The organism is Pseudoalteromonas sp. PA2MD11 (genome assembly GCF_017808125.1).
GTDB classification, from domain to species: domain Bacteria; phylum Pseudomonadota; class Gammaproteobacteria; order Enterobacterales; family Alteromonadaceae; genus Pseudoalteromonas; species Pseudoalteromonas simplex.
On record NZ_JADKNF010000005.1, the window covers coordinates 122,022 to 147,961 of the forward strand.

The window sequence follows — 25,940 nt, forward strand, 5'->3', positions numbered from 1 at the left end:
TAATTGCAAACTACTTGCCAAGCTTATAAAAGTAAATTAAATCAGTTTCTTAGGTTGTTTTTAGGTAAAGAGCCAAGTAATAAATTACTAACTACTTAGCTCTATTGACTAATAAATTGCGATTTAGACCAACCTGTTACGCATCTCGCCTTGATTAAATGCTTGGATATTCAAAGCAATTTCGTTAACTAAACGCACTATAGATTCTTGGCTGGCCCAAGCAATATGCGGAGTAAGTAATAAGTTTGCGCCTTTATACTGTGCCAGCGGATTTGATTGCTCTGCAGGTTCTTTACTGAGTACATCAACACCGGCTCCGGCAATAACATTATTAGCTAATGCGTCAGCTAAATCGGCTTCATTGATAATCCCACCACGAGCAGTATTAATAATGATAGCTGACGGTTTCATCATGCTTAATTCTGTCGCGGCGATTTGGTTGCGTGTTTCATCAGTAAGTGGGCAGTGAACACTAATAATATCTGCTGTGGTTAGGGCATCATTAAAACTAACACGACCTTCACGAGGTGCATGGCCTTTTCGTTCACTGATGATGACATTAGCACCGAAAGCACGCGCTACATCGGCAACGGCTTTACCTAGTGAACCGTAACCAATAATTGCCAATGTTTTGCCTGCAATTTCATTAAAGCTGTAATCTAAACGGCAAAACATAGGGCTTTGCTGCCATAAGCCTTGCTGGCAATCATTAATGTATCTGTGAGTATTACCCAGTAAATTAGTGATAAGAGTAAAGGTGTGCTGCACCACACTCGGTGTTGAATAGCCCGCGACATTGGTTACCGCAATGTTATGCTCTTTGGCTGCTATTAAATCAATGTTGTTAGTCCCTGTCGCTGCAACACATATTAATTTTAAATTAGGTAATTTGCTCAAGGCGTGCTGATCAATCACCACTTTATTACTGATAACGATATCGGCATCTTGGCAGCGCTCAACAACCTGTTCTTGAGCAGTTAAATCGTAACAAGTTAATTTACCTAATTGCGCTAAGGCATCTAACGACGTGTTGGCTAATGTTGCTGCATCAAGGACAGTAATATTCATGTGCTTTCCTTTTTTAATTTATTGCTTGACCTTGGGGTGTACTCCAAGGTTTATAGTGAGCATAATAAATAAACGCTTCACAATGGAGACGGTGATGAAAATAGGTGAGTTTGCCCGTCAGTTGGGTGTCTCAACAGATACGCTACGGTACTACGAAAAGCATGGTTTGTTAACGCCAAGTTCGCGTTCAAATGTGGGATATCGTTTTTATTCTGAGAATGACCATAAACAAATGACGTTTATTCTCAGAGCAAAGAATGTTGGCTTTAGTTTGGCTGAGATCAAAGAGTTGCTGCAAATTAAGTTTCATAAAGATCAGCATTCTTGTCATGAAGTTAAAGAAATGACGTTACAAAAACGTGACCTCGTTGCACAAAGAATTGCAGAGCTTACTCGCTTTTATGACTCACTTTCATTGTTGGCAGATAAATGTTGTGGCGGTGAAGAGCCTGCTGAAAACTGCTCAATACTAACGACGCTGGAGGATATCGATGGACTTACTCAATAATTTTTGGCATCTGTTTTTACTCTCAGCACCTTGGTTAATGCTGGGCTTATTCATAGCAGGTCTTCTCAATGTATATTTGCCTGCTAACTTTCTTAATCGGCATTTAGGCAAAGAAGGGTTGTGGACCACAGTTAAAGCAGCCTTTATAGGTGCTCCAATGCCCTTGTGCTCATGTGGTGTGATCCCAGCAGCCATTGGTTTAAGAAGAGCGGGGGCATCGAAAAGTGCCACCACCGCATTTTTAGTTTCAACCCCTGAAACTGGGGTCGATTCGGTTTCGGTATCTTATGTGTTGCTAGGCCCATTTATGGCGATAATACGTCCTACTGCCGCCGTGTGCAGCGCCATTGTGGCCGGCGTCTTAGTGGGGAAAGACAGTGAACTCCAACAAGTACAAAGTACAGAATCAGATAAAGAAAGTACTAAAGCAGACTCTTGTTGTAGTAGTAAACAGCCAAAGCCTGTGACCACAACGAGCTGTTGCAGTAAAGAGGCGCCAGCAAAGCCCGCACAAAGTTGTTGTAGTAGCAAGGAATCGCAACCAATACAGGAGCAGCAACAAAGTTGCTCAACAGAAAAAGCAGCGCCTATACAGAAAAGCTGTTGTAGCAGTGAGCAGCCAACCAAAGCCGTTGAAAGTCGTTTTAGCAAACTGAAACGCGCGGTGAGCTTTAGTTGCAATAAGCTGCTTGAAGACACCATGATTTGGCTAATGATCGGTTTATTCTTTGCAGCGCTTGTACAAACTTATGTACCAGAATCTTTTTTAAGCCAGTGGGGGAATGGCATCCTTGCTATGCTGGTGGTTATTTTAATCAGTATTCCTATGTATATTTGTGCAACTGCATCGACACCTATAGCGGCAGGTTTATTACTCAGTGGTGTATCTCCGGGGGCGGTGCTTGTGTTTATGTTAGCTGGGCCGGCAACCAATATCGCAACGCTTGGTGTCGTTGGTAAAGAGCTTGGCAAGCGAGCGGTATTTGCCTACCTAATAGGTGTGATTGGCACGGCACTGGCTTTTGGCTTTTTAACCGATTATTTAGTGGCGCAATATGGTTTTGTGGTAGCGCCGATGATGGGTGAAGAGCACGAGGTTCTACCTCATTGGTTAAGCCTTGCTGCAGGTATTGTGTTGGCAATTTTAATACTCAGATTGCTGTTAAAAATGGTATTAAAAAAATCCTCGCAAACTGGTAAGAGCATTGCTTAATTATTTGTTATAGATAAATATTTTATACATTGATTGGCATTTAATTTGGTTAACTATCGCGTCTTGGTTCGCATTTAAAATTGCCTGAGTTATAATCCGCCAATTATTTTTAACGGTACGCTTTGCGTGCCGTTTTTTAACTTAAGTAGTTTTTAATGAGTGAAAGTGTGGATAAATACGCCGACATAAGACCTTACAATGATGATGAAGTAGCTGACTCAGTAGCGCGTTTGATTGCTGATAATGCCTTTGTAGATGTAATCGCTAAGTATAACTTACCGCGCTTTTTATCGAACTTCCCATTTATTACTCGCCCATTAGTGCGCAGCCAGCTGCGTAAAAAGTGGGGTAACACCTCATCGGTTGAGCAAGTTCAGCACGAAGTGGCTGATTATTTGAACAAACTAATCACCCGCACTACTTCAGAGGTAACGTTTTCGGGCATTGATAAACTAGACCCAAAACAAGCTTACTTATTTATCTCTAATCACCGCGATATAGTGCTTGATCCTGCGCTCGTTAATTGGGGCTTGTTTAAGCACAACATGCCGACAGTTCGTATCGCCATTGGTGATAACTTACTGCAAATTCCTTATATCACTGAGTTAATGCGTTTAAACAAGAGCTTTATTGTGAAGCGCTCAGCGAAAGCACCGAAAGAGATGCTAAAAGCGCTGTCGCAGCTGTCTGCTTATATTTATGACTCACTTGCTGAAGGTCACTCAATTTGGATAGCGCAAAAAGAAGGCCGAGCAAAAGACGGTTTTGACCAAACAGATCCTGCCCTGCTTAAAATGTTGCAATTACAAGGCCGCAAGCAGAAGAAAGAGTTTGCTGAATACGTACGCGAATTAAAAATTGTACCTGTGTCTATCTCTTATCAATACGAGCCATGCGCGATTGCTAAAGCGAAAGAGCTTTACCATAAACAGCAACATGGTCAGTATGTGAAACAGCAGGGTGAAGACATTGCTAGTATTGTTGAAGGTTTTAGTACCGCCAAAGGGCATGTACATTTAGCGTTTGGCGAGCCAATTGAGTCGGGCTGTGAATCGCCTGAAGAGCTGGCAAAAACTATTGATCAGCAAATTGTTGATTCGTTTTTCTTACACCCAGGCAATTATATTGCAGGTGGTTGTACGCAAGCTGTGATTGATGAAAAAGATGCCGCTGCATTTAATGAGCGTATCGCAAAAGTGCCAGAGGAGTTAAAGCCTTTGGTATTAGCTATGTACGCTAAGCCTTTTCATCGTAAAGCAGAACTTGCAACAAGCGAGTCTAAGTAAGCGAAACAAATAGTTTAAGAAGCCACTTTTTAAAGTGGCTTTTTTTATGGTTAATTTTCAGGCTATACTTTTACTATTACTTATTAACCGGCATTTGTGATGCAACAGATTGAAATATTTGAAATTCCAAGCCCTTGCAAAGGGATATGCCAAGTTAATAACCGGGGTTATTGTAAAGGCTGCTATCGTAGTCGTGATGAGCGATTTTATTGGAATAAGTTTACCAATGCAGAAAAACGTAAAGTGATCAGTCTATGCCAACAGCGTTACAAACGTTACCTTCAGAAAAAGCAACAAGCTGAAAATCAACAATCAACGCCTGAGCAAGGAGGGTTTGATTTCTAAAATTCGGTGAGATTGTACTTTGATTTTAAAAATTGCACAGTGCCATTTTCATCAAATTTCTCTAGTACTCTAGTTAGTTTGGGTATTAGTTTCTCATGACGTTTATGAACAAAGTGATAGCTTTGCATTGGCATCAGCACTTGTTTGTGAAATGCATCTTGATCAAAGTCAGGGTGTTTAGTTGATAACATAAAATCGAGTAAAATTGCGCCTTCAACACGATTTTGCGTAAGTAGATTCAATTGAGCCGTGACATTTCTAACTTTTATTACATCACCTTTAAAAGGGTGTCGTTCAATGTAACTCTGTGCTGCAGGGTAACTTGATTGGATTGCGAGCGATTTTAGTTTTGGGTAATAGCATGTTTTGCAGTTTTTTAGCAGGATTAAATTAAAATCAAATAAAGGGTAGTTCACTTTTATTAAGTTTGGATAGCCTTCTTTGACATCAGCAATGCGACCAAGCTGACCATCTAATACACCTTGATTTGCGGCCTCCAGCGCATTTTGATGGCTAAAATCAATGATACTCATTTCGTAGCCAATTTCTTTATAGGCCATTTTAAGTAAATCAATAACAAAGCGAGCTTGTGGAGTATCAGCAGGGCGATTAAAAAAGAGAGTGTGGGTATTGGCTAAACTTGAAAAGCAAAAGAATAATAATAAAAAGGCGAATCTGTGGCTCAGATATTTTGACAACATGCGTTCCTTGCGTACATAAATTGCTCGTTAATTTACTGGCAAGTGTTGCTAAAATCAAGTTTCGTCAGAGGCTTTTTTGGGCTAATTTATCGGATTAAACGATTTGAATTTTGTTATACTAGATAAATCAAATTATTAAAGCTGAGAAAGTATGAGTTTCAATTTATGTAAATTGCCAAGAGAGCAAAAATATCAAATTCAATTGGACTACGAAGCATCATTTTGGGCTTATCAAATAAAGCGCGGTAAAAATACGCGTGAAGGTGTTTATACTGCAATAAATAATCGTCCTATGTCTGAGCAGGCTTTTCTTAAGCAACAATTTGAGCATTACCTTTCGTTAATGAGCTAGTCATGGCAGCGTTTAGATATTGTTTACTTGAGCCAATTAAAACGCCGTTAGTAAATAAATTTTATGATAAACACAATGCACGTGGCCGAGCAACCAAGGCAGACCAAGTATGGGTTGCCTATAAAGATTCTGAGATAATCGCGGCGTGTAGAGTACAAGACCAATCAGGGCTATTATTTTTGTCTACTCTTTATGTAGATGAATTATGGCGTGGTCAAAGGGTTGCTTCGCAGCTACTTGCGGCCGTAACTGCTCGGCAAAAGAAGGTTGTTTTTACCTTCGTGTACCAAAATCTGATTGATTTTTATCTACAAAATGGGTTTAACTATATATTAACATTACCTAACTCCTTGCAATCACTATTTGAACTTTATGCACACCGAAAAATTGTTGCGATGCACTTTACGCGTGACACAGTGCCAAGTTAGCAATTTGGAACGTCAATGACTAAGCTCTTTTCCAGTATAACCATTTTTTTATTTTTGAGCTTTGTCTTGTTTAGCCACTGCGCTTATTCACAGGTTAAACGGTTATCAACCAGCGAAGGCTTATCGCAAAGTTATGTAAACACCATGCTCATTGATAACAGTGGCTATCTTTGGCTATCGACTGAGGGGGGGCTTAATCGCTACGACGGCTATCAGGTTGTTCATATCAAAGGACCTAATGGTGAGCTTGAAGATGCCATCATTGACCGTATTTACCAAGATCCTCAAGGCTATATTTGGATAGCTTCGCTACAAGCGGGTTTATTCCGTTATGATCCCACTTCCGATACTTATCAGCAGTTTATTGCTAAACCCACCACAGAAGAGCAAATTTTTATTGAGTCGGTGTTTAGTATGGTGGCTGTTGATGACAAAACACTATGGCTAGGTCGGGGTTGGGACTTTGCCAAGTTGGATTTAGAAACAAAACAAGTCACTTCAATTTTTGAAATCCCTGAGCGTGTAAAAAGCAGTGTTATAAGAGAGCTGTATGCTTATAACGGATTCATTTTTATGGGCACAAGTAATGGCGCTTATGTATATCAAATTGCTAGCGGTGAGGTTCGTAAGCTTGAGCACTTACAGCAAAAACCAAGTCATATTTATCAAAATTATGTGAAATCATTTGCAGTAATCGATCAAACAACGCTACTAGTCGGTGCTGTCAGAGGTTTGTATCAAGTTGATATCAGTAATTTAGAAGCGATGTTTGAGACTCCTAATAAGCCTTTCTCTAATAAAACCTTAATAAAAGATTTGAATATTTGGACCATCATTCAAGAAAAAGATGCGATTACTTTAGGTACGGATAAAGGGTTGTTTGAATATGACCTAGTAACAGCAGAGCTTAATAAAAATAAGCGTTTACGGGAAGGCGGCTATACGTTAGCTGATAACAGTATTATTGATGTTGTAAAAGATAAATCGGGTGGCATGTGGCTGGCGACAAAAAATGATGGGGCCTTCTATTTATCTTATGATAATTACAACTTTATTAATGTGACTGCTAACTCACTGAAAGGTGATGGTTTATCACATCACTCGATTTGGAGTATTGCGGAGTTTAAAAATAGGCTTTGGCTGGCCACACACAACGGTTTAACAGCGGTTGACTTACAGACTAACGAAAGTGAAGTGTTCTTAAAAGACTACCAAGTTGACTTAATAACGACAGAGTTCAGCGTTTACCAAATAATGCCCTATAAAGATAAGTTGTGGTTACACACTAACAGGGGAATTTTGAGTTTTGATCCAGACACAAAACAAGCGTCACCTGTTAAGGCTGCAAATCCTGAAAATCAGGTTTTAATAAACGACTGGGTGCATGGCATATTATTAATGCCCTCGGGTGATCTTTACTATGTCCACCCTGATTACGGCATGTTTGTATACAATATTGATAGCCAAAAAGTGACCCGACTTGGTGGGAAATTTGATGAATTTGAGCCATTTTTAGCTTATGGGTTCTTACCCGCCTTATCTTCTAAGCCCGATGCGCCTTTATTTTATAATGCAGGTATTTTATATCAGGTTGATCCGCAGTCTTTCGAGTTGACAACGATTTATACTGTTCCCGAGCAACACGAAAATGTAGCCGTTAATGTGATGTCATACATCATAGATAATAACAATGTACTGTGGTTATCGCTTTCTAACTTTGGCTTAATCGGCCTAGATGCTAGCACCTATGAGCATATCTATACCATTGACCTTGAAAAAAATAAATTAGGAACCTTGTTATACGACATGGTACTTGATGAAGCGGGTATGATTTGGATGAGCAGCCATAAAGGACTTTGGCGGCTTAATCCTAATAATCTTCACTTTCAACAATTTACAGGCTCAGAGGGGCTATTCTCTACAGAGTTTAATAGTGGTGCTTTCACAAAGCTTGAGTCAGGGCAAATTGTCTATGGTACGCTCAAAGGGTTTACTTACTTTTCTCCTATGGATAACCACTACCAGCAAGCTTTAATTGATCACGTTAATATTACTAATCTTGATTTAATGTCTCGTGATCTACCTGCCGAGCTAAAGCAGCCTATTGATAGTGTCGTTCTTGAGCATGATGACATAGGTCTAGAAGTTGCCTTTTCGGCAATGGCATTTAATTATCAAGAACGTATCATTTATGAGTATCAACTCGGTGATGGTCAAAAAACCTATACCCGTAATAACAACCGGGTGTTATTCCCAAAACTTAGTGCGGGTAAGTATCAACTCAAAGTATGGGCAAAAGATCCATTAACAGGGGAGTTAACGCCACCCGCTATATTAAATATTGAAGTAAAGTACCCACTTTGGCGTGCTCCGCAATTCATTGTTTTGTATGTTTTATTAGTTGCACTTTTTGTCGCTGCTTGGGTTTTTAGACGAAATCGTATGCAACAAATTTTGCTTGCCGCCCATAAAGAAAGTAAAGAAAGTGAAGCACGCTTAAAGTTAGCGCTTGAAGGGAGTCATTCAGGTGTGTGGGATTGGTCTTCACAAAGTCCAATTATATATCAACCGCGCCTTAAGAATGAGCTAGGCTATGAAACAGACAGTGTTAATTTAGATGATTACTTAGCAAGAATTCACCCTCACGATAAGCAAACTTTCCGCTTAGAGTGGTTAGAGTTTTTATCAACACAAAAAGGTTATTTTAATTGCACCTACCGATTACGCCATGCTGATGGCAATTGGCGCTGGTATAAAGATTTTGGCAAAGTAGTTGAGTGGCAAGATAATGCGCCAGAAAAAGTAGCCGGTACCTATACCAATATGACACGAGAGCTCGTATTTGAAGAAAACGCGCGCTTGTTTGGTGCAGCGTTTGAGCAAACTCGCGATTGGGTGTTTATCTTAGATAAAAATCTGCGAATTCGAGCTACTAACAAATCATTTCAAGATGCATTTGGTTTTCCGGCTGAACCTCGTTCTAGTCGCTCGCTAACACTCGGTTTGTCTATTGCTGCCCGCATACATTATTTAAGAGTGATGCAAAAGCTGCAGTCTGGCGAGCATTTCTCAGCTGAAGACGTTGTAGAGGTAGCAACTGGTGAAAAGCGCCAAGTATTAATTAAAATTAGTGCTGTTGCAGGAAGTAATCGTCAGCTAGATAGTTACGTCATAATCGTGACTGATATTAGCGCGCAAAAATTGGCGGAGAGTGAATTACACTTATTGGCTAACTATGACGCCTTAACAGGTTTGCCAAATAAAACCTTATTTAATGACCGAGTTAATCACGCAATTGAGCAAGCTGCTTATCATCAAAATAAAGTCGCTTTGCTAAATATTAATATTAAACGCTTTAAATATTTTAATGATTCACTCGGTCGGGAAGAGTCAGACGAGTTACTGAAACGTGTTGCTAAACGTCTAAAGCAAGTTCTCAGACCGCAAGATAGTCTTGCACGTTTTGATGGTGATGAGTTTGTTATTTTAGCTGAAGACTTTAAACAAGTAGATGAGCTTTTATCATTGTGTGGACGAGTGATGGATAGTGTTGAAACGCATATCGAGCTCAGCCAACAAGCAGTAAAAGTAAACTTCAGTGTGGGAGTTGCTGTTTATCCTGATGATGCGCAAACCACCAAAGCATTATTAAAAGCATCTAATGTGGCTCTGTATCACGCCAAACAACTGGTCGAAGGTGGTTATCAGTTTTATAAGCAAGAAATGAACTTACAAGTGCAACGTACTTTGCATTTAGAATCGCAGTTAAGTAAAGCTTACCAAGAACATGAGTTTTGTAACTTTTATCAGCCAATAGTAAGTGCTGAGTCACGCCAAGTCGCGGGGCTAGAAGTACTTTTACGTTGGCCAAATAAAGATGAATATAAGCCTGAAGATTTTGCGAACGCAGCAGAAAGCTCAGGGTTAATTACCAAAATAATGCTGCAGACTTTATCACGAGCTTTGATTGAGCTTCGTCAATGGCGCACGACGCATCCTGATTTATATATTTCGATTAATTTATCTGCTCTTGATTTTGAAAGTGTAAACTTAGTTGAAAATATTCATAAGGCGCTTGAAGCTAGTAAAGTGCCTGCCAGTGCGGTGGTTTTTGAAATTACTGAATCAGTCATGATGCATGATTCAGATAAAGCACAGCAGAGCATGGATAAACTCAAGGCCCTTGGTTGTCGGATTTATATGGATGACTTTGGAACTGGCTATGCGTCACTGACCTACTTAAAACGCTTTCCGGTTGATGTGCTAAAAATTGATAAAAGTTTTGTTAATGATATTGGTATTGATAAAGGTGATGAAGCGATTATCAACTCAACGCTTACGCTGGCAAAAAGCTTGGGTAAAGAATGTGTTGCCGAAGGCGTTGAAAACCGCACTCAATTGCAGTTCTTACGCTCTTTAGGCTGTGAGTACTTTCAAGGTTATCTATTTAGTAAACCTGTAGCAGGTGATGAAGTAAAAGCGCTTTTAGACACCCTGTGGGATGATGAGTTTTTAGGGTAAAGCCAAAGCTTTACCCTTTAGTTAATCTTGGCGTTTACCGCAGTGGCGGCAATATAAATTACGATTGCGGTTTTTAAGTTCGTTATGAATCGCTTTGTTCGCCTCTTGCTGACTTAAGCCTAGTTTATAGCGTAAGTTCTCTAAATGTTCTTCTTCAACTGGCGATAAGTGGCCGTCTTCAATGGCTTCATGTACTGCATCGGTAAACACTTGTCTGCGTTTACGTAACTGTTCAGAAAAGCTTGAAGCTAGCAAACCAGTTGGAATTGCCACCATGCCCATACTCACTAGTGTGATAGCACCACCAAATAAGCGGCCTAGAGGAGTCACAGGCACCACATCGCCATAACCAACGGTTGTAAGTGTCACCATGGCCCACCACATTGCAGCAGGTATAGAGCCAAATTTATCGGGCTGCACATCATGTTCAATTAAATAAATACCGCATGAGGCGATGATCAAGACCACGGCCATTATAAAAAATGCAGCAAGCAGTGAACTGCTTTCTTCTTTGAACGAGTTTAGTAATAGCTGCATCGCTCTTGAATAACGAGTGAGCTTAAAAATACGCATTAACCTAAGTACTCGTAAGAAACGTAAATCAACACTCACAAACATCATTAGAATGGTGGGTAAAATCGCAATGAGATCAATCAGCGCCATGGGCGAGAAGAAATACCTAATACGAATCTTTGAGTTTGTAAGCGTGCTTTCTTTGTGCACGCTTTTATCTACACATGACCAAAGCCTGAGCACATATTCTAGGCTGAAAATAGCAACAGAAATCAGCTCAATCATTAAAAATTCATAATGATACTGCTTTGCTAAAGGGCCAACCGACTCCAAAACAATTGCCACTACATTGATCATGATCAGCGACATCAAAAACACGTCAAGTGCGCGTCCTACACGTCGATATTTACCATTACCTTCAAAAACTCGTGCAGTGTAATTTCTTAAACGATGCAAAATAATGATCCAGTTTTAGTTAAGTTTTAGCACCATATTAATGCTGCCTTCTTCAAAGTCGCGGGTGATCTTAAACCCGAGTTTTCGTGCCAGCTCAATCATGCCAGTATTTTCAGGTAAAGTGATCCCTGAAATTTGTTTAACGCCTTGGTTTTTACAATGCTCAATCGCCGCATTCATTAATATTGTACCAAGCCCTAAACCTTGGCAATCAGAGCGCACCACAATTGCAAACTCAGCATCGAGCTTGTCTGGATCCATCAACACTCGAGATACCCCTAATGTACAGGCTGAACCATTTTGCTCTTGGCTGACAATAAACGCCATTTCTCGGTCATAATCAATTTGCGTCATTTTCGCGAGCTGATCATGATTAAATTGCGGTAATTCACCGAAGAAGCGCTTATATCTGTCTTCTTTGCTCAATGATTGATCAAACTCTAAGTGTGCTTGCTCATCTTCCGGTTTGATAGGTCTTAACTGTGCTTGGGTATTATTTTTAAGGGTTACTTCTTTAACTAATTCAATTGGGTAGGGACGAATACACAAGCGTTTACGGTTCGCTTTTGCTTTATAACGGCTAAGGCCGATAGTCGCATCAAGGACCAAAAACTGCCCGTTACTGGCTAAAATTGGATTTAGTTCAACACTGGTGATATCAGGTTGATCGATAACCAGCTGCGAAATACGGGTGAGTAGGGCGCATAAACGGTATTTATCGACTTTTTCTGGTAGCACGCGGTCTTTAAGTACGCCTTTATCATGCGCCGCAGCAATTAGGTATTTTGCCAAGTTCATATTAAGTGGCGGTAATGCCACTGCTGCTTGTGCGAACTCAAGTCCGGTGCCAGCTTCACCTAGTAAAATCACCGGACCAAAGTTAGGCTCTGTTTTGATGGCGATACGTAGCTCATTAGCACCCGCTCGCGGCGCCATTTGTTGCAGTGAAAAACCTTCAATATGGGCATCAGGGTAGGTGTTTTTGATTCGTAGCAGCATGGCAAAGGCTGTTTGCTCAACTTCTTGCGCATCATTTAAATTAAGGACAACACCACCGACTTCTGATTTAGAAGGAATACTTGGGCTAATTAGTTTTAATGCTACCGGAAAACCCAGCTCAATAGCTTGTTCTTTGGCTTCTGTTGGCGTGTAAGCAACCTCAGTTTGAATACAATCAATACCATAATGAGTGAGAATTTGACTAGCTTCATGGGTTGATAAATAGCTTTGCTCTTCGGCTAAAAACTCGCTCACCACAGAGCGTGCAGCGTCTTTATTTATTTTTGCATCATCGGTGTTTGATTCTGGTGTTTGTGTTAAATGCTTTTGGTTACGACGATAACTGACTAAGTGCATAAAGGCACCCACCGCACCTTCAGGTGTACGGTAGGTTGGAATAGCGTTATTGGTACAGACTTTACGTGCAGCATAGGCGGCATCTTCACCCATAAAGTTAGTCATAACATAAGGGCGAGCCATTTTTGGGATTTTTTCCAAGGTTTCAACAATGATCTCTGCATAGTCTTCACTCGGTGCAAGTGCTGAAGGCGTATGAATGATCAGCAAGTTTTTAACTTCTTTAGCTTGTAGTAAGATTTCTAAGGCTTGTTGATAGCGTCTTGGCGCTGAGTCACCAAAAATGTCCACCGGATTTGAGGTCATTTCTGATTGCGGGATGACTTTATTAAGCGCAGCTCTAGTCTCATCGCTAAGCTCAGCCAGCTTTCCTGAGCTTTGCAAGAGCGTATCCACAGCCATGACACCTGGGCCGCCGCCATTGGTTAAAATGGTTAGCTGCTCGACTTTAAGAAGTTTTGGGTGCATTGCCAGCGTTTGTGTCGCAGCGAAAAGCTCTCGTAAGTCGTTTACCCTAAGCATACCTGCTCGCTGAAATAGCGCATCATAGACTGCATCTGAGCTTTGTTTGCCACCAGTGTGTATTTCTGCAGCGAGGGCACCAGCACTGGTTTTACCGGTTTTAATGGCGATTACGGGTTTGCTAAACGCAGCGGCTCGCGCTGCGGAAATAAAGCTGCGAATATCTTCAATATTATCGATATATAACAAAATAGCTTTAGTTTTTGCATCTCGGCCTAAAAAGTCGAGTAACTCATCAAAGTCGATATCTAGGCAATCACCCACAGATACAAAATATGAAAAGCCAATTTCTTTGTTTTTCGCCCAATCTAGAATGGTTGAGCAAACAGCCGCAGATTGCGATACAAAAGCAAGCTTTCCTGGGCTTGCAACCGTATGTGAAAAGCTGGCATTTAAACCAATATGAGGAATAAGTAAGCCCAAACAATTAGGCCCAAGTAAAGAGACATTTGCCTCAGCAGCTGCTTCTTTTAATGCGTGCTTTTGGTCGACGTTTAAACCCGCAGCAATTACCACCGCGTGCTTACAACCAAGCTCTCCAAGCTCATTAATGATGTTAATTAAGGTATTTTTATTAGTACAAATAACCGCAAGGTCGGGCACTTTAGGTAGTGCAGCAATGCTTGGGTAGGCTAATACCCCGTGTACAGCGCTGTGATTTAAACTAACAGGCATGATTGGGCCTTTAAAGCCCCCCTGTAGTAAATTACGCATTACCACAAAGCCCGCTCGGTTAGGGGAATTTGAGGCGCCAATCACCGCGACCGATTTAGGATTAAAAAATTGGCTAATACGTTTAACGCTCATGCTGTTTCCTTCGCTTGCGATGTTTGTTAAAACTTCAGGGTCTGTTAAGTTTAATACACTCAAACTAGAACCGACACGCTTCTAAAGTATTAAAAGTTATACTCATAAGATAACCTGTTTATAACTACTTTTCGAGTCAAAAACAGTGACCTACATCAAGGAGAAAAGCATGAATAAAGCGCAACCATTTAATATCGTTATTGCAGCGTGTGCATTGGCGGTCGGTTTGCTCGGATTAGGTTTTATTTTGAAAAGTGCAGCCCTTGATGTAAAGGGCATGGAGCGCACAGTTCATGTTAAAGGGCTAGCAGAAATGGAAGTGCCGGCCGACACCGTTATCTGGCCGTTACAGTTTTCTGATGCCGATAACAACCTTGAAAAACTAGTGGGTCGAGTTGAAGAGAAAAGTGATGCGGTTGTGGCTTTTTTAAAACTACATGGTTTTAGTGATGAAGAAATCAGCCTTGGTAGCCAATCGATTATTGATAAACAAGCTCGCGAATATGGCGGCGAGAATCAGCAGTTTCGTTATATTGCTCGTAATAATGTCATTGTTTATTCAAATGATATTGAAAAAGTGCAAAATGCCTTAGGTGCAGTAAGCCAATTAGCCAAGCAAGGCATTGCGATAGTACAAGATAATTACGAAACGCGGATTCAATATTTAATTAATGGCTTAAATGAAATTAAGCCAAATATGATTCAAGAAGCAACCGAAAAAGCCCGCGAAGTAGCAATGAAATTTGCCAAAGATTCACAGTCTAAATTAGGTAAAATTAAAACAGCGCGTCAGGGGCAGTTTTCAATTTCTGATAGAGATTCAAACACACCTCAGCTGAAAAAAGTGCGTGTTGTTACCAGTGTTGAATATTATCTATCTGACTAAACCCAGTACCACAGATAAAGGTAGCCGCATGCGTGTGCACACAATCACCATGCGGCAAATCGCACCGAGCATAAAGCCACCACTAAATGCCACAGCCACCCCCAATAAGCCAAACTGATCTTTTAACAGTACTGCCATTAAAACAGTGACACTGGTTGCGCCAAGTAATACGTACAAGTTAATAAGCGGGTTCCCTTTTAACTTGATCATGCTACTGGCTAAGATTCTTGCTGGTAATAACAGCTGCCCGAGTAACAGCAGCATTAAAATCCAAAACCCTTTCTGCAATTGGCTTTCGCCATAGAGAGTGAGTAGTGGCTTTGCGAGCAGGGCAAGTAGCAAAATAGCGGCAAAGTTAAAACGCCATACCACTTTCATTAATTCGCTAAGTTGCTGCTCGGTCGTTTCATCTGCCATTAAAATGGGTTTTAAATATTGGTTGGCGGCATTGCCTAAAATAGTCAGTAAGCCAGCAATGACTACCGCAGGAAAGAAGATACTCACGCCTTGTGCACCAAACCAGTGATGCACCAGTAAGACATCGAGTTTTGCTACTAATACGGTGCCAGCGCCACTGGCGAGCATGATCAAGGAGTCTTTACACCATTGCTTGGTTTGGTAGCGGGCAGTACTTGCGACGATCATTTTTTTGATTAACCAATATTGATAAATGACTACGCATAAGATGCTACAAAACAACAAGATACAAATCTCGACTAACGATAAGTCGCCACGTATCAAGTACACGAAAAAACAAAACCCAGCTGTTAGCAATTCAAAAATACACTGCTGCGTTATCAGGCCAATTTTTGGTTTATTCAAAGCCACTAAAAAAGCCGATTGGCTTTGCATAATGGCGCCAATCGGCACCAGTAATAGTAAATAGACCACATGCTCTTGAGCGCTTTGGTGCGGTGAAATAGCTTGGAAGCTAATCACCACAGCAGCGACAAAAATCACCCCGAATAAACACGATGCCGCTAAATAAACATGTTTTAAGCCGCGTAGTAAGTCATGTTGCTGAGCTTTGTAGAGCGGGTAGCTAATACGCATTAAAGATGATGCAAAGCCCATACTCGCAGGTAATAACAAAATTTCACACAGTGCGAGTAACGCCGCGAAAGTACCAAACTCATCAGTACTTAATAACCTTGCAAGGCACAAGGTAAGCACAATACGGCTACCATGGTTAAGGGCGGTAAAACTACTGAGCGATAAAAACGCTTTAACAACATCTTTATTCATGGAGTTATTGATTGAGCGCGTTTAATAACTGTGCCGTTGGCACTTGCAAATAGGCCGCGCAAAGCAGCACTTTACTGTCGCTACTCGTTGCTTGATTGGCACCATAAAATTGCTTAAGGGTATTTACCAAGGCGCTGACTGCGCTCGGGCTGTGATTTTGGTCGACTTCCATCATGGCTAATAATGCAGAGAATTCATGTTTGGCTAGCATCTGAGTCGTGCTGTTTTGCGCTATAAAGCAACCTATAGGAGTAAGCTGCTGCTTATTTAATGTTTTTAACGCAACACCCAAGCTTTCGTTGCTTTCAAATAACATTAACGAACGCAAGTAATTAAAGGGTAGGTTATCAGCCTGACACTGTGTAAATAAATGATGTAATAGGGTGTTACCTTGGTTGTCGGTAATACAAAAAGCATTTTGAAACTTAAGACCAGGCGTGAAAAAGCTCAGCTTATCGATATCATCAATTAAGGCGACAGCTTCACTTGGCAGCGGGCTTGCTTCGAGTAAATGCGCTGCCACATTTTGTAAAAACAAGTATTTAACTTCACTACTGCACGCTAATTGATAGATATGCTGTAATTGTGCCGCTTGCAAAACTCCCGATAAACTTTGGTAATCGGCAATGAGTTCTTTTAACTGATGATGTTGAAGCCGGCTGTTCAATTGCTCAATCGCGCTTTGCATGGAGATACTCGTTTTTTATTATTTATACATTTATAGCTCAACTAGTTGTTTAAATAAATAAAAAAGGCCGCTGAGCGGCCTTTTTCAAGTCTTTATTGGTTAAGCTGCTTGTTTCTTAGCAACCCATTGGTCAACAAACTTCTCTAGTACATTTAACGGTACTGCACCATTTTTAAGTACTACATCGTGGAATTCACGAATATCGAATTTATCGCCTAGTTTTTCTTTAGCCGCTTCACGAAGCTCTAAAATTTTCAGCATGCCCACTTTGTATGCCGTTGCTTGTGAAGGCATTACAATGTGACGCTCAACCATTTTAACGCCATCAGAGGTTGCGTTAGGTGTGTTATTTACGTAGTAGTCGATACCTTCTTGACGTGTCCACTTCATTGCGTGGATACCTGTATCTACTACTAGGCGACATGCGCGCCATAATTCCATCGCAAGACGACCAAAGTCTGAATAAGGGTCTTCGTATAAGCCCATTTCTTTTGGTACTAGCTCAGAGTATAAACCCCAACCTTCAACATACGCTGTGTAGCCGCCAAACTTACGGAACTTAGGTACACCTTCAAGTTCTTGCGCGATAGCAATTTGCATGTGGTGACCTGGAATACCTTCGTGGTATGCAAGTGCTTCCATTTGGTATGTTGGCATTGCTTCCATGTCGTAAAGGTTTGCGTAATAAATACCTGGGCGTGAGCCATCTGGCGCAGGTTGTTGGTAGAACGCTTTACCTGCTGCTTTTTCACGGAATGCTTCAACAGCTTTAACTTTAAGGTCAGCTTTTGGCTTAACAATGAATAGCTCGTCTAGACGAGATTTCATGTTATCGATAAGCGCTGTTGCTTCATCAAGGTAGCGTTGTTTACCTTCAGCAGTATTCGGGTAGTAGAACTGCTTATCAGTTTTCATGAATTGCATGAACGCTTTAAGGTCACCTTTAAAGCCTACTTTATCTTTGATTGCACGCATTTCGTCGTGAATACGCGCAACTTCAGCTAAACCGATAGTGTGGATTTCTTTCGCTGTTAAATCAGTTGTTGTGGTACGTGCTAAAGCGTTGTTGTAGAACGCTTCGCCGTCAGGGAATTTCCAAGCACCATCACGGTCATCAGCGCGCTTTTCTAACTGAGCTAAGAAGTTAATTAGCTTAGTGTAAGAAGGTTTTACTGCTGCTTTTAGGGCTTTTTCAGCGTCGCTGATAAGTGCAGATTTTTCGCTTTCGGCAATCTCTAATGCGTTAACTTTACGTTTAAAGTCAGCAAGTAACGTTGAGTCTTCACCATCATGGAATGGTGCGCCGCGTAAGATATTATTGCTTGAATCAATCACGTGAGGGAAAACAAACTTAGGCGCGATAATGCCTTTATCTGCACGTACTTCAAGGTCTTTGATTAGTTGATCAATAACCGTTGTAACACCATTTAAACGTGAGATATACGCTTTAGCATCAGATACATCGGCAATTTGATGTTGGTTGATTAAAAACGCAGGGATCATCGAGTGAACACCAAACATTTGGTTCACAGGGTAGTTGTAATGGCGCCATTTGAAATCAGCAATTTCGTTTTCTAAATCTTGCTTTTTAAGGTCATAGCTTACTTTTGTTGCGTCATCTAATAGGTCGCGGTTAATTGCGTTAAGCGCAACTAGGTCAGCTTTAGTTTGTTCAAAGTCTTCTAAAACGCGCTCTTCGCTGCCATCATCCCATTTATCGTAATCTTTTTTGATGCCCATGTATGTTTGATAAATAGGGCTTTTCATTACATCACGGTTAAAAGTATCTTCGAAGAAGGCGTTAGCTTTATCGATTTCACTTTGTACAGGTTGGCTTTGTACACTTGGTGCAGGCTTCGGTTGCTCTTGCATTTGTTGGCAGCCGCCAAGCAATGCAACACTTACCGCCGCAGCGATGAAGGTCAGTTTACGCATTATCGTTCCTTTGTAGTTGTTAGAAATTTAATTATAATTCTTAAACGAATAATTCTAGCAGGTCATTTAAAAAGCGATGGCCTTTTTGGCTTACCTGCCAGTTATCTTTATCATCAATTAGTAAGCCTTTTGCAATTGCCTCAGTCAAGGCTTGTTCCTGACTTTGCAGTGACAAACTTGTAAGCAAAGGTAAATCAGCTTTGGGGCAGGGTTCGACTAAACGAAAACGATTCATAAAGAATTCAAAAGCTAAGTCGTCTTCTGCTACTTGCCATTGTTCGTATAAATACGGTTTGGCAAGATCCATATAACCTCGAGGGTGTTTTACTTTCACCGTACGGGTGATGACTTTATTCTCATCAGTAATTTTAGCATGGGCACCGCAGCCGATACCGAGATAATCGCCAAATCGCCAATAATTCAAGTTATGACGGCATTGGTAACCGGGCTTCGCGTAGCCTGAGATCTCGTATTGCTCATAACCTGCTGCTGCGAGTAACGCTTGACCTTGTTCTTGAATATCCCAAAGGGTGTCGTCATGAGGTAAGGTCGGTGGCTTAGAAGCAAACTGCGTATTTGGCTCAATGGTTAGCTGATACCAAGAGATATGGGGAGGATTAAGGGCAATGATTTTTTCAAGGTCGCTCAAGGCGTCTGCAACAGATTGCCCTGGCAAGCCATGCATTAAATCAAGATTAAAGCTGTTTAGCCCCGCTTGGTGTGCTTGCTTAGCAGCGTAGCTTGCTTCATCAGCACCATGAATGCGGCCAAGGGCTTTTAGCTTGTCGTTTTGCATGCTTTGCACACCAATCGAAATACGATTAATGCCAGCGGCAACATATTCTTTAAAGCGACCGGTTTCGACGGTGCCTGGGTTTGCCTCTAGGGTAATTTCACAGTCATCGCTTAAGCCAATTAATCTGTCGACTTCGCCAAGTAGGCGAGTATAAGCGTCCCCGGTTAATAAGCTTGGGGTGCCGCCGCCAATAAAGATGCTGTGGATTTTACGCCCTTGTACTAAGTGTAAATCGGCCTTGAGATCATCAATAAGATGCTGAACGTATTCTTTTTCGGGGATCGTGCCTTTTTGGCCATGGCTATTAAAGTCACAGTATGGGCACTTTTGCACGCACCAAGGCACGTGCACATATAAACTTAAAGGCGGTAGACTCACAGGCCGCCTTTTTGCTGCAATTGCGCAAGTAGTTGTTTTAAAGCTTGGCCGCGATGGCTAAGGGCATTTTTTTGCTCTTTAGTTAACTGAGCGCTAGTACATTGCTCAGACGGCACATAAAACACCGGATCATAACCAAAACCACCCTGACCATCTTGGCTATGGGTGATTTCGCCTTCCCAACTGGCACTACAAATTAGCGGTGTTGGGTCGTCGGCGTGGCGCATTAGTACTAACACACACCAAAAACGTGCACTGCGAACAGGGTTATCAGCAAGCTCTTTTAATAACTTATCGATATTATCTTGATCGCCAGCATCCGCTCCGGCAAAGCGTGCAGAGTAGACTCCCGGCGCACCATTTAGGCCGTCTACTTCAAGGCCAGAGTCATCGGCAATCGCAGGCATGCCCGTGATCTTTGCTGCATGACGCGCTTTAATAATGGCGTTTTCAACAAATGTGGTGCCTGTTTCTGGCACGTCTGGCACTTGAAAATCGCTTTGTGGAACCACGTTAATATTAAGTGGGCTGAGCATGCTTGCCAGCTCTTTTACTTTGCCAGGGTTACCCGTGGCTAAAACCAAGGTGTTGTTCATAGGTCTATTAATCTACGTAAAATTTTTGCTGAAATTTCAGCGTTTGTAGTTTGCCGTTTTGATTAATTTCGATATCAAAACGGTAAATTTCTTCGTTGCTGTAATCGATTTGCGCGAGGTAATAAATCGCATCGCCTTCAACAACTTCTTTAAATGTAAGCTGTTTTTTATTACCAAGTAGGTTACGTGCAGTGCCAGTTAAAGTTGCAGTCTGCGCTGTTTTATCGCTGTTTTTTAATACCGAAATATTAATAATCCCTTTGCTAGGGCTACGCTCTAAATCATAGTTTTTAGCAATGTTTGGCTGAATAAAAGTCGATGGAAATGCAATGTAATGAACTTCCCAAGGGCCAAGAACCTTGTACTGGGCGCCTGCTTGTTCATCAGCTTTGGCAAAGGTTGTAAATAAACTCAATACAATCAAAGAAAAATAAATAAATTGCTTCATGGTATATCTCACTTAACAAAAGAGGCCTTTCGGCCCCTTACTGCTTCACGTTAAACGCTTAGCCAATTAAATCCATTACTAAAAACTGTAAAAACTGTAGACCAATAATCAACACTAAGATTGATAGGTCTAGACCACCTAGTGGTGGGATAATCTTACGAATAGGGCGCAACATTGGCTCAGTTAGCTGGTGGAATACAGCCTCAATTGGGTTGTAGCCTTGGCTTACCCAGCTCAGTAAAGCACGAATAATTAATACCCAAAATAGTAAGTTTAAACCTTCTTTAATTACTGTAATTAACGCTTGAATAAATACCGGACCTGGCGCCCAAGCGTTATAAAACATCAGAAAAATAACACTGAGTTTGGCTACAGCAACTAAATAAGCAAGCACTAACGAGGCAATATCAAAGCCACCCACTCCTGGGATGATTTTACGAAGTGGGTTCACTGCGAACGAAGTGGCTTTCACCACAAACTGGCTCATAGGATTGTAAAAGTCAGCTTTTGCCGCTTGTAACCAAAAGCGTAAAAGGACCACCATTAAAAAGAGATCAAAAATAATCCCAACTAAAAAGTGCATGGCTTGCATAGTTTTACCTTCAAAAAGTAAGCTTAAAGTTCTTTTTCCATCGCTTCAGCGCGAGCGATACAGGCATCCATTGCATCTGCAACAGTACCGACTAAACCTTGTGATTTAAGATGCTCAACAGCTTCGTGAGTCGTACCCCCTTTAGAGGTCACGTTCGCACGTAGCTGAGAAATACTGATGTCTGGTTGTGACAGTGCCATTTCGGCTGCACCTAGTGCGGTTTGTTGTACTAAACGGCGCGCATCTTCATCACTAAAGCCAAGTGCTTTCGCTTTTTCTTCGATAGCTTCCATAAATAAGAAGAAGTAAGCAGGTGATGAGCCTGTAACAGCAATGATGTCGTTGATTTGTGACTCTTGCTCAACCCACACAACAATGCCTGTACACTCAAAAACTTGTTGTACAAACTCGTGCTCTTCAGCGGTTTCATCCGCGCCATAAAGGCCAGAAACACCACGGCCTAGTAATGATGGTGTATTTGGCATACAACGCACCATTTTCACATCTTGACCTAGCATTTCACGTAAACGGTTTACGGTAAGACCTGCTGCTACTGAAATAAATAGCTTGTCGCTAAAATCAACGCCTGAATCTTGGAATGATTGGCAAAGATCGCCCATCATTTGTGGTTTAACAGATAAGACAATCACATCAGCATCGCGAAGTGCCGCGTTGTTATCCGCGGTAGTTTGCACCCCGAAATCAGCAGCAACCTTAGCTAATTTTTCTTGGTTGCGATTGGTTGCAATGATGTTTTTTGCTGCAAAACCGTTCTTTACCATGCCGCCAATGATGGCGTAGCTCATGTTACCCGTGCCTATAAATGCGATTTTTTTGTCTGACATATGTCTGTTATCACCTTTTAATTTCGTTGGCCAAATATATACGTGCCAATGCGTACCATGGTTGAACCCGCTGCAATCGCCGCTTCAACATCGTTACTCATACCCATCGACAAGGTGTCTACTTGGGGATATTGGGCCTTTAGTTTATCAAAGCAAGCGCTTAATTGCTCAAAATATTGTAATTGTAGCTGGGCATCGTCGGTTTTGGCAGGAATCGCCATCACACCGCGCAGGCATAAATTAGGGCATTGACTGATAAATTCGGCCAATGCCATTAGCTCGTCTGGGTGGCAGCCTGACTTAGCCTCTTCTAAACTAATATTAACTTGAATTAATACATTGAGTGGGGCTTTGTTGGCTGGTCGTTGCTCATTAAGACGTTTTGCAATTTTAGTGCGGTCAACACTTTGTACCCAATCAAAATGCGTGGCTACTTGGGCACTTTTATTTGATTGAATAGGGCCGATAAAGTGCCAAATAATGTCTTTATAATCAGCCAATGCTGTGACTTTTGTTACCGCTTCTTGAACGTATGATTCGCCAAACTGGCGTTGACCATGCTTATAGGCAGCAATAATATCGTCGGCAGGTTTTGTTTTTGAAACAGCCAATAGGTTGATTGATTGCTCATCGCGGTGATTATTTTTTGCAGCTTGAGCAATTCTTGCGTAGGCGGATGTAAGTCGTTCTGCTATTGTAACCATATAATTATCAGTTGGTTGTGGAGTCATAAATGGATATTACCGAATTATTGGCCTTTAGTGTGCAACACAAAGCCTCGGATTTACACTTGTCATCAGGCGTATCACCTATGATACGTGTTGATGGTGATGTGCGTCGTATTAATATTCCAGCATTAGAACAAAAAGATGTAAATAGTCTGGTATACGATATTATGAACGATAATCAGCGTAAGGACTATGAACAAAATCTCGAAGTGGATTTTTCTTTCGAAGTGCCAAACCTTGCGCGTTTTCGTGTTAACGCATTTAATTCAAACCGTGGTCCTGCGGCGGTGTTTCGTACTATCCCAAGTGATGTTTTAACGCTGGATGATTTAGGTGCCCCAGATATTTTTAAAACCATTGCCGATAACCCTCGTGGTTTGGTGCTAGTCACCGGCCCTACTGGTTCGGGTAAATCAACGACTTTGGCGGCGATGGTCGATTACATTAACCAAACAAAACATCATCATATTTTAACTATCGAAGATCCTATCGAATTCGTACATGAAAATAAGCTAAGCCTTATTAACCAACGTGAAGTTCACCGTGATACGCATAGCTTCTCTAATGCACTTAGAAGTGCACTACGTGAAGATCCGGATGTAATCTTAGTGGGTGAGCTTCGTGACCTTGAAACAATCCGCTTAGCAATGACTGCGGCAGAAACGGGGCACTTAGTGTTTGGAACCTTGCATACTACCTCTGCACCAAAAACCATAGACCGTATTATTGACGTGTTCCCAGGTGAAGAAAAAGACATGGTGCGTTCAATGTTGTCAGAATCATTGCGTGCCGTAATCTCGCAAACTTTACTTAAAAAGGTAGGCGGCGGCCGAGTAGCAGCCCATGAAATCATGATCGGTATTCCTGCAATACGAAATCTGATCCGTGAAGATAAAATTGCGCAAATGTACTCATCAATTCAAACTGGTGCATCGCATGGCATGCAGACCATGGACCAATGTTTAGGTAATTTGGTTAACTACGGCATTATTACTAATGTTGATGCGCGAGCTAAAGCGCAAGATAAAACCCAGTTTGGTGGCTAACGGAGCTATATAAAATGTCTTTACCTTTAAATCATTTTTTGCAAGTCATGATCGACAAAAAAGGCTCTGACTTGTTTGTTTCTAGCCAACTGCCAGTCAGTGCAAAAGTAAACGGTGAATTAATACCTTTAAGCGATGAAAAACTTTCTGATGAGGATTCACTCGCTTTGGTCGAGTCATCAATGAACGACAAACAGCGCAAAGAGTTCCATGACAGCAAAGAGTGTAACTTTGCGATTGCTACTGATGAAGGTCGTTTCCGTGTTTCTGCTTTTTGGCAACGAGACAGGGCTGGAATGGTTATTCGCCGTATCGTGACACAAATTCCTGATGTGAATGAACTTGGTTTGCCATCAACGTTAACCGACGTGATTATGGCAAAACGTGGATTAGTGCTATTTGTAGGTGGTACTGGTACGGGTAAGTCAACCTCGCTTGCTGCGCTTCTAGGTTATCGTAACCGCAATCAACGTGGTCATATTCTTACTATTGAAGATCCTATCGAATTTGTGCATGAGCACCGTAAAAGCATTATCACTCAACGTGAAGTTGGTCTTGATACAGAAAGCTTTGAATCAGCGTTGAAAAGCTCGTTACGTCAAGCACCCGATGTGATCTTAATTGGTGAGATCCGCTCACAAGAAACTATGGAATATGCACTCAGCTTTGCCGAAACTGGTCACTTATGTGTCGCAACACTGCATGCGAACAATGCCAACCAAGCCATTGACCGTATCATGCATTTGGTGCCTAAAGAAAAGCACGATAAGTTAAAGTACGACCTTGCACTAAACCTTCGCGCCATTGTTGCTCAGCAGTTGGTGCCAACTGCCGATGGGGAAGGGCGTGTCGCTGCTATCGAAATTTTGCTTAACTCACCTATGGTGGCAGAGCTTATTAAAAAAGGCGATATCGGTTCTATTAAAGAGACTATGGCTAAATCGAAAGAAATGGGCATGCAGACCTTTGACCAAGCATTATTTGAGCTTTATAAACAGCGCCGCATTAACTATGCTGATGCGCTGCACCATGCTGACTCGCCAAATGACTTGCGTTTAATGATTAAGCTACAAAACAATGAACAAAAAGGGGCTGGTTTCTTACAGGGTGTGACTATTGATGGCCTTGACGAAAAAGGTAAATCTTAGTTAAAACAAAAGGGAATTACATGCCAGCACTGTCTGTGCTGGCACTCTTTAAATGCGTTGAAGGTGCCTACTCACCATAAAATTGCTCAAAAAAGCTTTCTAAAATAATCACAGCAGACATGTTATCAACATTACCTTTGCCGAGGTTTCGGTAGCCACCTTGTTCGAATAAACGCGCTTTTGCGTCTGCGGTGGTTAGCCGTTCGTCTTGCGTTTCAACCGGTATAGCAAAGTGGTTGTGTAAGCGGTTAGCGAACTTCTTAGCTTTAAAGGTAACTTCTTGATTGGTGCCATCCATATTAAGCGGTAAACCAACCACCATTAAATCTGGTTGCCACTCGTCCACTTGTTTTTTAATTAGTTGCCAGTCTGGAATACCATCTTTCGCTTTTACAGCTTGTAAACTTGATGCTGTTCCTGTGAGTTCTTGACCAATGGCAATACCAATACTTTTGGTGCCAAAGTCAAAACCCATTACGGTGCGTTCACCGAGTGCCTTAAACGTTCGTTTTGTCATAGTCTTAAAAATTATA

At 41.5% G+C, this 25,940-nt stretch carries 24 protein-coding genes; 10 read left to right on the forward strand and 14 right to left on the reverse strand.

Annotated features, from left to right (window positions below; translation table 11 throughout):
- Positions 1 to 123: 123 nt before the first annotated feature.
- The gene (locus tag ISP07_RS08140) at positions 124 to 1,068 is read right to left on the reverse strand and encodes a D-2-hydroxyacid dehydrogenase (protein ID WP_209327322.1); all 945 of its coding nucleotides are present in this window, start codon (positions 1,066 to 1,068) and stop codon (positions 124 to 126) included.
- A gap of 94 nt (positions 1,069 to 1,162) precedes the next feature.
- Here ISP07_RS08140 and zntR point away from each other — a divergent pair, with 94 nt between their 5' ends.
- From zntR to ISP07_RS08160, 4 genes are all read left to right on the forward strand, one after another.
- The gene (gene zntR / locus ISP07_RS08145; protein WP_209327392.1) at positions 1,163 to 1,576 is read left to right on the forward strand and encodes a Zn(2+)-responsive transcriptional regulator; all 414 of its coding nucleotides are present in this window, start codon (positions 1,163 to 1,165) and stop codon (positions 1,574 to 1,576) included.
- A complete protein-coding gene (locus ISP07_RS08150; protein ID WP_209327323.1) occupies positions 1,560 to 2,789 on the forward strand; it encodes an SO_0444 family Cu/Zn efflux transporter in 1,230 nt (409 codons plus the stop codon). Before zntR ends, ISP07_RS08150 begins: the two co-directional genes overlap by 17 nt.
- Before the next feature lie 155 nt (positions 2,790 to 2,944).
- On the forward strand, positions 2,945 to 4,075 hold the full coding sequence (locus ISP07_RS08155) for a 1-acyl-sn-glycerol-3-phosphate acyltransferase (RefSeq protein ID WP_209327324.1): 1,131 nt from the start codon (positions 2,945 to 2,947) through the stop codon (positions 4,073 to 4,075).
- 99 nt (positions 4,076 to 4,174) lie between these two features.
- The gene (locus ISP07_RS08160; RefSeq protein ID WP_138616262.1) at positions 4,175 to 4,420 is read left to right on the forward strand and encodes a DUF1289 domain-containing protein; all 246 of its coding nucleotides are present in this window, start codon (positions 4,175 to 4,177) and stop codon (positions 4,418 to 4,420) included.
- Here the strand turns inward: ISP07_RS08160 and ISP07_RS08165 are convergent.
- Positions 4,417 to 5,121 (reverse strand): transporter substrate-binding domain-containing protein, encoded by a 705-nt coding sequence (locus ISP07_RS08165; RefSeq protein WP_209327325.1) that lies wholly within the window; start codon positions 5,119 to 5,121, stop codon positions 4,417 to 4,419. The genes ISP07_RS08160 and ISP07_RS08165 overlap by 4 nt on opposite strands.
- A 151-nt stretch (positions 5,122 to 5,272) precedes the next feature.
- Here ISP07_RS08165 and ISP07_RS08170 point away from each other — a divergent pair, with 151 nt between their 5' ends.
- The 3 genes from ISP07_RS08170 to ISP07_RS08180 are packed head-to-tail and all read left to right on the forward strand — an operon-like array spanning position 5,273 to position 10,422.
- The gene (locus tag ISP07_RS08170; protein ID WP_036966037.1) at positions 5,273 to 5,473 is read left to right on the forward strand and encodes a DUF3283 family protein; all 201 of its coding nucleotides are present in this window, start codon (positions 5,273 to 5,275) and stop codon (positions 5,471 to 5,473) included.
- Between the two features lie 2 nt (positions 5,474 to 5,475).
- Positions 5,476 to 5,901, forward strand: a complete 426-nt coding sequence (locus ISP07_RS08175; RefSeq protein WP_209327326.1) for a GNAT family N-acetyltransferase — start codon at positions 5,476 to 5,478, stop codon at positions 5,899 to 5,901.
- A 15-nt stretch (positions 5,902 to 5,916) separates the two neighbouring features.
- Complete coding sequence (locus ISP07_RS08180) at positions 5,917 to 10,422, forward strand: EAL domain-containing protein (protein WP_209327327.1); 4,506 nt, start codon at positions 5,917 to 5,919, stop codon at positions 10,420 to 10,422.
- A gap of 21 nt (positions 10,423 to 10,443) precedes the next feature.
- Here ISP07_RS08180 and ISP07_RS08185 read toward each other — a convergent pair whose 3' ends face one another.
- Both ISP07_RS08185 and ISP07_RS08190 read right to left on the reverse strand, forming a co-directional pair.
- Complete coding sequence (locus ISP07_RS08185; protein WP_054552676.1) at positions 10,444 to 11,397, reverse strand: ion transporter; 954 nt, start codon at positions 11,395 to 11,397, stop codon at positions 10,444 to 10,446.
- Positions 11,398 to 11,406: 9 nt separating this feature from the next.
- Positions 11,407 to 14,076: a bifunctional acetate--CoA ligase family protein/GNAT family N-acetyltransferase gene (locus tag ISP07_RS08190; RefSeq protein WP_209327328.1), complete on the reverse strand. Its 2,670-nt coding sequence runs from the start codon at positions 14,074 to 14,076 to the stop codon at positions 11,407 to 11,409.
- A gap of 169 nt (positions 14,077 to 14,245) precedes the next feature.
- Between ISP07_RS08190 and ISP07_RS08195 the strand changes: the two genes are divergently transcribed.
- The gene (locus ISP07_RS08195; RefSeq protein ID WP_209327329.1) at positions 14,246 to 14,962 is read left to right on the forward strand and encodes an SIMPL domain-containing protein; all 717 of its coding nucleotides are present in this window, start codon (positions 14,246 to 14,248) and stop codon (positions 14,960 to 14,962) included.
- Here ISP07_RS08195 and ISP07_RS08200 read toward each other — a convergent pair.
- The 9 genes from ISP07_RS08200 to ISP07_RS08240 form a co-directional block, all read right to left on the reverse strand.
- Positions 14,951 to 16,207 carry a lipopolysaccharide biosynthesis protein gene (locus ISP07_RS08200; protein WP_209327330.1) on the reverse strand — a complete coding sequence of 419 codons (1,257 nt, stop codon included), beginning with the start codon at positions 16,205 to 16,207 and terminating at the stop codon, positions 14,951 to 14,953. The genes ISP07_RS08195 and ISP07_RS08200 overlap by 12 nt on opposite strands.
- A 4-nt stretch (positions 16,208 to 16,211) precedes the next feature.
- The gene (locus tag ISP07_RS08205) at positions 16,212 to 16,895 is read right to left on the reverse strand and encodes a hypothetical protein (protein WP_209327331.1); all 684 of its coding nucleotides are present in this window, start codon (positions 16,893 to 16,895) and stop codon (positions 16,212 to 16,214) included.
- Positions 16,896 to 16,994: 99 nt separating this feature from the next.
- The gene (locus ISP07_RS08210) at positions 16,995 to 18,830 is read right to left on the reverse strand and encodes a DUF885 domain-containing protein (protein ID WP_209327332.1); all 1,836 of its coding nucleotides are present in this window, start codon (positions 18,828 to 18,830) and stop codon (positions 16,995 to 16,997) included.
- 40 nt (positions 18,831 to 18,870) lie between these two features.
- Positions 18,871 to 20,004, reverse strand: a complete 1,134-nt coding sequence (gene hemW, locus ISP07_RS08215) for a radical SAM family heme chaperone HemW (RefSeq protein WP_209327333.1) — start codon at positions 20,002 to 20,004, stop codon at positions 18,871 to 18,873.
- On the reverse strand, positions 20,001 to 20,600 hold the full coding sequence (locus tag ISP07_RS08220) for an XTP/dITP diphosphatase (RefSeq protein ID WP_209327334.1): 600 nt from the start codon (positions 20,598 to 20,600) through the stop codon (positions 20,001 to 20,003). Before ISP07_RS08220 ends, hemW begins: the two co-directional genes overlap by 4 nt.
- A gap of 7 nt (positions 20,601 to 20,607) precedes the next feature.
- Positions 20,608 to 21,048: a DUF4426 domain-containing protein gene (locus tag ISP07_RS08225; RefSeq protein ID WP_054552668.1), complete on the reverse strand. Its 441-nt coding sequence runs from the start codon at positions 21,046 to 21,048 to the stop codon at positions 20,608 to 20,610.
- Positions 21,049 to 21,106: 58 nt separating this feature from the next.
- The gene (locus tag ISP07_RS08230) at positions 21,107 to 21,640 is read right to left on the reverse strand and encodes a YggT family protein (RefSeq protein WP_054552667.1); all 534 of its coding nucleotides are present in this window, start codon (positions 21,638 to 21,640) and stop codon (positions 21,107 to 21,109) included.
- Positions 21,641 to 21,663: 23 nt separating this feature from the next.
- Positions 21,664 to 22,485, reverse strand: coding sequence for a pyrroline-5-carboxylate reductase (gene proC, locus ISP07_RS08235; RefSeq protein ID WP_209327335.1), 822 nt, complete (start codon positions 22,483 to 22,485; stop codon positions 21,664 to 21,666).
- Between the two features lie 17 nt (positions 22,486 to 22,502).
- Complete coding sequence (locus ISP07_RS08240) at positions 22,503 to 23,216, reverse strand: YggS family pyridoxal phosphate-dependent enzyme (RefSeq protein ID WP_209327336.1); 714 nt, start codon at positions 23,214 to 23,216, stop codon at positions 22,503 to 22,505.
- 2 nt (positions 23,217 to 23,218) lie between these two features.
- Between ISP07_RS08240 and ISP07_RS08245 the strand changes: the two genes are divergently transcribed.
- A complete protein-coding gene (locus ISP07_RS08245) occupies positions 23,219 to 24,259 on the forward strand; it encodes a type IV pilus twitching motility protein PilT (RefSeq protein ID WP_054552664.1) in 1,041 nt (346 codons plus the stop codon).
- A gap of 14 nt (positions 24,260 to 24,273) precedes the next feature.
- Positions 24,274 to 25,407 (forward strand): PilT/PilU family type 4a pilus ATPase, encoded by a 1,134-nt coding sequence (locus ISP07_RS08250; RefSeq protein ID WP_209327337.1) that lies wholly within the window; start codon positions 24,274 to 24,276, stop codon positions 25,405 to 25,407.
- Positions 25,408 to 25,474: 67 nt separating this feature from the next.
- On the opposite strand, the gene ruvX is transcribed toward ISP07_RS08250, so the two are convergent.
- The gene (gene ruvX, locus ISP07_RS08255) at positions 25,475 to 25,924 is read right to left on the reverse strand and encodes a Holliday junction resolvase RuvX (protein ID WP_054552662.1); all 450 of its coding nucleotides are present in this window, start codon (positions 25,922 to 25,924) and stop codon (positions 25,475 to 25,477) included.
- Positions 25,925 to 25,940: the final 16 nt, after the last annotated feature.